This is a genomic window from Desulfonatronospira sp., assembly GCA_003563255.1.
Taxonomy (GTDB): domain Bacteria; phylum Desulfobacterota; class Desulfovibrionia; order Desulfovibrionales; family Desulfonatronovibrionaceae; genus Desulfonatronospira.
Genome location: PWSL01000256.1, coordinates 1 through 5,844, shown reverse-complemented (window position 1 = coordinate 5,844; position 5,844 = coordinate 1). Strand labels below are relative to the sequence as shown.

5 protein-coding genes and 1 pseudogene are annotated in these 5,844 nt (G+C 46.3%); 5 read left to right on the top strand and 1 reads right to left on the bottom strand.

What is annotated here, in order from left to right; all coding sequences use genetic code 11:
* Positions 1–22 precede the first annotated feature (22 nt).
* The 3 genes and pseudogenes from QZP87_RS15580 to QZP87_RS15570 all read left to right on the top strand — a co-directional run bounded on the left by QZP87_RS15580 (position 23) and on the right by QZP87_RS15570 (position 1,574).
* On the top strand, positions 23–148 hold the full coding sequence (locus tag QZP87_RS15580; RefSeq protein ID WP_363331002.1) for a topoisomerase DNA-binding C4 zinc finger domain-containing protein: 126 nt from the start codon (positions 23–25) through the stop codon (positions 146–148).
* A gap of 292 nt (positions 149–440) precedes the next feature.
* Positions 441–1,004 (top strand): annotated as a pseudogene (locus tag QZP87_RS15575) (hypothetical protein); the annotation flags it as partial.
* Positions 1,005–1,112: 108 nt separating this feature from the next.
* A complete protein-coding gene (locus QZP87_RS15570) occupies positions 1,113–1,574 on the top strand; it encodes a HEPN domain-containing protein (RefSeq protein WP_363331001.1) in 462 nt (153 codons plus the stop codon).
* A 1,680-nt stretch (positions 1,575–3,254) separates the two neighbouring features.
* On the opposite strand, the gene QZP87_RS07485 is transcribed toward QZP87_RS15570, so the two are convergent.
* Complete coding sequence (locus QZP87_RS07485; RefSeq protein ID WP_291322298.1) at positions 3,255–3,626, bottom strand: site-specific integrase; 372 nt, start codon at positions 3,624–3,626, stop codon at positions 3,255–3,257.
* Between the two features lie 220 nt (positions 3,627–3,846).
* On the opposite strand from QZP87_RS07485, the gene QZP87_RS07480 reads away from it, so the two are divergent.
* Complete coding sequence (locus tag QZP87_RS07480; protein ID WP_291322297.1) at positions 3,847–5,535, top strand: type I restriction enzyme HsdR N-terminal domain-containing protein; 1,689 nt, start codon at positions 3,847–3,849, stop codon at positions 5,533–5,535.
* 104 nt (positions 5,536–5,639) lie between these two features.
* Positions 5,640–5,844: hypothetical protein (locus tag QZP87_RS07475; RefSeq protein ID WP_291322296.1), on the top strand; the 205-nt coding region annotated here is incomplete at its 3' end.

Genomic DNA, 5,844 nt, shown 5'->3' with positions numbered 1-5,844 from the left:
GGTCAGGGAAAAACAAAACAGCATCGCCTGTCCCAGGTGCGGCAGTGAAATGGTCCTGCGCCGGTCCCAAAAGGGCGGCGACCAGAACAATCAGTTCTGGGTTTGCTCCAGATACCCCCGGTGCAGGGGCATAGTCAATATCGCCTGAGAAACCGGCCATGTGAAAAGTCGTTACGGGCAGCCGGCACTTATGGGATCGGGCCTGAGCAGGTTGTTGAATTGATGTAATAAATACTTATACACGCCTCAAAAAAGCTTTTTTGATAATATTCAGGGAACAGGATGAGGTCTGGAGACTGCGCTGGTAACCTGCAGGCTCTTACAGTGCCAATTTTGGGGGTAAAACAGACGTTCTAAGGCAGAAAAACAGTCTGTTTTGGAAGATATCGTTAGATAATTCAATAGATTAGCTCGGTCCGACCCCAAATGGACAGGCAAAAACAAGATTTGACTCAAATTATCTTTTTGTCGGCAAGCATTTTAATAAACCAGAAGAGATAGTTTTCTCTGCCTTGCAGGTCAATTTCACCAATATTGAAAACTGGTTGGTTGCAAGACCGTTTTCGATGGAAATTCCTAAAGATACAAAGTCAGATTGGAGACTTACCTTTAAATGGCCAGCGGAATTCAATGCTAACCTTGAAGAATTTGGTTGCGCTATAGAATCAACACACGATTTTAATACGGGCGGAGATTTAATTCGCGAGGCGCATTGGAAGAGTAAGGCTTATTTAAAAATTACGCCAACAGAACCAAAGCATTTCGAGTGGTATTGGGGGGTAATATATGACCTTTGCAATTTACTAACATTATTAATCGGTGAAACTACATATATAAATTATGTCAAAGCATTTGGCGATGAGGTCCAAATCAGTCCTTATAAAAAATCAAAAGAAACAATCGAATTATATTTTACGCAAAAAAAGTATGTCCTTAACAAAAATATTCATTATTATCAGATGATTCTTCCTTACTCTCGTATATCGAAAAATATATCTGATGTTTTATCTTTATGGTTTGCGAAGGCCCAACACCTTAGATCAGTTTACGATTTGTTTTTTGGCACATTCTATAATCCTGGATTGTATCTTCAGTTTCAGTTTTTGAGTTTAATGCAGGCCATTGAGAGTTTTCACCGAGTTACAAAAGGAGGTAAATACCTTAGTAATGAAGACTGGCAACCTTATCGCGCAACTTTAGCCAGCGGCATATCGAAAGAATTGGATAGTGGCCACAGAGAAAGCCTTAAAAGCAGAATAAAATACGGAAATGAATACTCACTGAGAAAAAGAATAGGAGAACTACTAGAAACTCTTGATGAAAGCACATCATCATTATTGACACCAACAGATAAATTTTTCACTGGTGTCGTTGTTGATACAAGAAACTACTTAACTCATTATGACGATGAATTAAAAGATGTTGCGCTAAAAGATGCCGACTTATATTGGGCAAATCAAAGGCTGAAAATATTAATAACCATCTTGTTGCTTAAGGAAATTGGCATACCGGAAGACCTTATCGTTAACTCAATGAAAGAGAACAACAAGATCAGCCAAATATTTAAAAAATAGGCACTGCGGAACCAGGCGATTCACATGACGCCGAGAACGCTGGCGGCGCTGACGTGGCAAGGTTTGGGGCGGCGTAAGTGACCTTGATCGTTATACGGTTTTGAACAAGCGTGCGCTTACATCCTAAGGCCAACAGCGCAAATCAGCGGATAGCTAAAAGCTCTGCTTCGCTCTGCTTTTCGCTACCGCTGATTTGCGCTGTTGGCCCGCTACGGCTATAAGGAGGTCAATCAGAACAATGTTGGATATTATCTCGCATAAACCTGACATTCAGGACTGGCAATGGGATCTCGCTGCGCGCATCCGCCTTGGGATTGAGGACTCATACACAGCCCGACTCAACGAGGTCGAATGCGTGCGTGCGATGGTGGAAGCTATTGACGGAAAGGAGCCTGTCCAAGTATCGCTCAACGGAGCGTCCTTCAAGCTAGAAGTGGAGGCAGCGTTTCTACACGGTTCCAAGTCACAGGTCCGCTTTCAGGTTGGTGGAGCCGAACACCGCCGGGAACTCGCGGACCTCCTTGTGCTTGGCGCATATGTCCACGATGGGCGACTCGCGTTTCAGAGGGCGTGTCTCATTCAAGCCAAGCGGTCAGGCCAGGGTACAGGTCGGGCTACGTCCCGGTATGAAGTCGATCCCTGGCAGCTCGCACTACTAGCCAGTTTTCCAAAGTTTACCGGTGTTTCGGGTGTGTTCGCTGGGCTCACGGTACATCTCCGGAATCGCTCAGGCATGCTTGGTGCCTACGGCCTGCTCTCGCCTCCAGGCGAGCTCATCATCGTGAGTGCCCGAGTATTAAACCAAGTGCTGGGGGGCCGCAAGTCCCTGGCTGCTAAGGAACTTGTTCCCGCAATCCTCAGCGAGAGTGCGTCCTCGCGGAACTCCATGCATTTCTCTGATGAGCGCTGGTGGTTCGACCCCGACCACTGCCCCTACTGTCACGAGCTCGCGATGCATGGGTTTTCACACCACTGGCGACGACATCATAATTTGCACGGATTTGGTGGAATGGCTGAAACTCCAGTAGCAAGCGTCGTAACGTGCATTGGTCTTGACGAATTCGTGCAATGCTGGACGGGTCTTCGTCTTGGCGAGGTTTGGCACGCTGGCGCGGGATCGCGCTCAGATCGTGTTCTCCGCGCCTCACTGCACGCAGCGGTCCGGCGGGTTGACACTGCGACGGGGGGGAAGCTCGCTAAAGCAGCGAGTGTCATCGAGAGTGCGGTCGGAGACAACGACATCCGATTCGACGACGACAATCCTGAGGCGCACGGAGGTGGGCTTGGTGTAATTTCGGTTATCGGCCAGTTGAAGATTGAGGGTTGAGGCGTGTGACACGGCCTAACGAACAAGATTAGATTATGGGAGCGCAGCGAGCCACAATCTGAAGCGGTTGGGTTGCAGGAAGGCGGAAGAGGCCCCTGTAATGTTTTTTGAGGTGGATTTTGGTGCTGCATCATGCTGTTTTACACTTGTGTCCGGCGTTTTTCCGGCGCAGGAGTCCCGTTCCGGTGCAAGATGGCTTTTGTCCTCGGTAATGTGACGGCTCCCGTTTACATGCCCGATGCCTTCGGTGCGTCTATTTTTGTAACGGAGCGATGATGGCCGGTGGCCAGGCAAGCATCGTTGCAGTGATCACCATGGTGGCCCCGCAGGCCAGGCAGATGATTACCGTGGCTTCAGGTTGCTGCAAGCAACTGCCCCATCTGCCCGACAGAGAGGATGTCGGGGATTCTGAATGTCTTGGGAGGCTTGGTCAGGGGGATATCTTTCCAGGGCTTGTTCAGTACCCCGGAATAGAAGAACTTCAGGCCGTAGAGGTCGAGCTTGACCGCGCTCCTGGAATGTGTGTCCAGGAGTTCCGTAAAATAGTCGAGCAACTGGCCGAAACTGAGGTTGTCAATCCTGCAATCGAAATAGTTGCCGATCCGCCAGATCGCCCTGGCGTAGGCGTCGATGGTCTTGGGCTGTAGCCCGCCCAGCTTGAGGCATTTCAGGTGTTTCTGGTACTGCTTGTTGAAGAGGGGATCTTGCGGCATGATGATGTTCATTGTAACCTCCTTGGTAATGGTTGATGCGGCAGCTCCCTTTGCTCCGCCACTTCCTACCTATTACCGAATGCCGTGAGATTACAACATGTTCATTATGGCCAAAGAAGGTCATCTTGGCCTTGTCTGCCGCGTAGCGGCTTCGTCCAACCATGCCATGCAGCCGACGCTCATACCTCGCGCGGCTGATGGCTTGCGTTATATTTAAGGAGAGTAGATTTTGATGGGACATCTAAAATTGTATGGCTTGGATGGGCTCCTTCTCCACAAAGTAGCCCCACCGCCATCTCTCGACGAAAAAGCGGAGCTTGAAAGGATAGCATCACTCGATGTTACTGACTTTAAAGAAGCGGATGTCAGAGAGGAGATCATAAACCCCTTACTGAAAATCATTGGCTACAAAAAAGGAAATAAGCACTCTCTTGACAGAGAGAGGAATATCAAATTCGTTGGCTCAACTAATCGATATATCGATTATAGCTTGACTGTCTGGGAACAGGATTTTTGGTTAGTCGAGGCCAAACGACCCCACTTTAACCAAGGCGTCTTTGGATACAAGGAGGCGAGTCAAGCTTTTGAATATGCTGCTCACCCAGAAATTCGTGCGGCATTGGTTGTCATTTGTGATGGGATCAAGCTGGAGGTGTTTGACAGAGAGGACAGCGTTGAAAATCCGATATATAGATTGCTTATAAAAAATCTCGTGCGTGAATATATTAATCTTGCTCAGTATTTGGCTCCTGTGAATGTCTGGTTTTTCTATCGGAGAAGATTGCTCAGAGAGCTCGATAGAGCCTTCGAAAAAGAGGGAAATTTGAATCGGGTTACTGAGTTCAAGGAAATAATGAATCGCCATTTAGATGGCATGAGAAGTAAGGTTTTATCGAACTTTAGAGCCAACTCGAAAAAAAATGAAAATCGTTACCCGGAATCCCTGGCGCTAGCCGATCCAACCGATATCACTGAAAGTTTATACTTTGTGGGGCATTCGCACCCTGCGATTCATAACATGAATGAGGTCTTGCTGAAGGAATGCAGATCAAAAGCGGCTTTTCACACCATGTATCGACTATTCCCGGATGAGCCGAGAGACGCGAACGATTTTTACTTTATGCACGCGACGGATTTTCTCATTCGTCTCGAGGCTTCGGATATCAATGTTAATTGGGCTCCGAGCTGGCTTGGAGGCCAAATAGTCAGAAAAGATAAGGCTGTTGCCCTTCAAAACTCATTGCCACTTTTTTTGAGTCACTTTGAAGGTGATGATTCTCGGAGAGTGATATCGCTAGTGTCTTCAGCATATAGGCGAATTGCAAAGATTCTAGCAGTAACAACCCCTCAAATAAGAAAGTCCGCGGAATTTAGGCATTTACTAACAAGGATCTTCGAGCCAGAAAGTGCATGGTGTCAAATCCTGTCTTCGCCTGAACGTAATATGATATTCGAATGGGAAGGAATTTCCCTAGTAGAAACCAGCAAGTTTGTAAAACGGTTTTCCAGGAAAAACGAAAGCTTCAAAGTCAACTCTGCTAAACAAGAACTAGTCCGAATTCTAAATTATGAAGTGTCACTTCTAGATAACATTGAAAACTACAAAGCACTTGTTTCTGAAGCAAGTATCGGCGAAATACATCCAACTGAATTTTGTTCTGTCAGCTATGACAACTTAGGTCATGGTGTGCTTTGTATCCTAGAACATTATGAAAAATGGCGTAATTACGTCATATCAAATCATAGGGACCTAGTGGAAGAAAACGCTAAGCTAGGGTCATGGGCCGCTCGAAAGATACTTGGAGAAGAGGTAGGTCAGAGTTCTCAGTATATTTATGATGAATCAATTGCTTGCAAGCGATTTTTTTTTGGTGATGAAAATCTTCAAAAGCGCTTAAACAAAGCGTATGGAAGGATATAACAATCACATGCACTCAGACAGCAAAAAGCGACGTTCATTCCTCGCTCTGCTTTTCGCTGCTGGTGGTGTGAGGCGTTAGCGCCTAAAAACTGAAAAGATTTCCTATGAAGAAAAAAAGCAAAATAGCAAATAATGCTTTAAAAATACTCGAGCACCTTATTGAAAACAATGCAATGGGGGGCGGGGACATCAAAGTTCAAGATATCTATAATTCCGTCAGATTATCAGAATCAGATTTTGAATCAGCTGACACATACCTTTTGCAACAAAAGTATGTTGAAGGAACAATGGGTGGAATGAAGGGAAGTC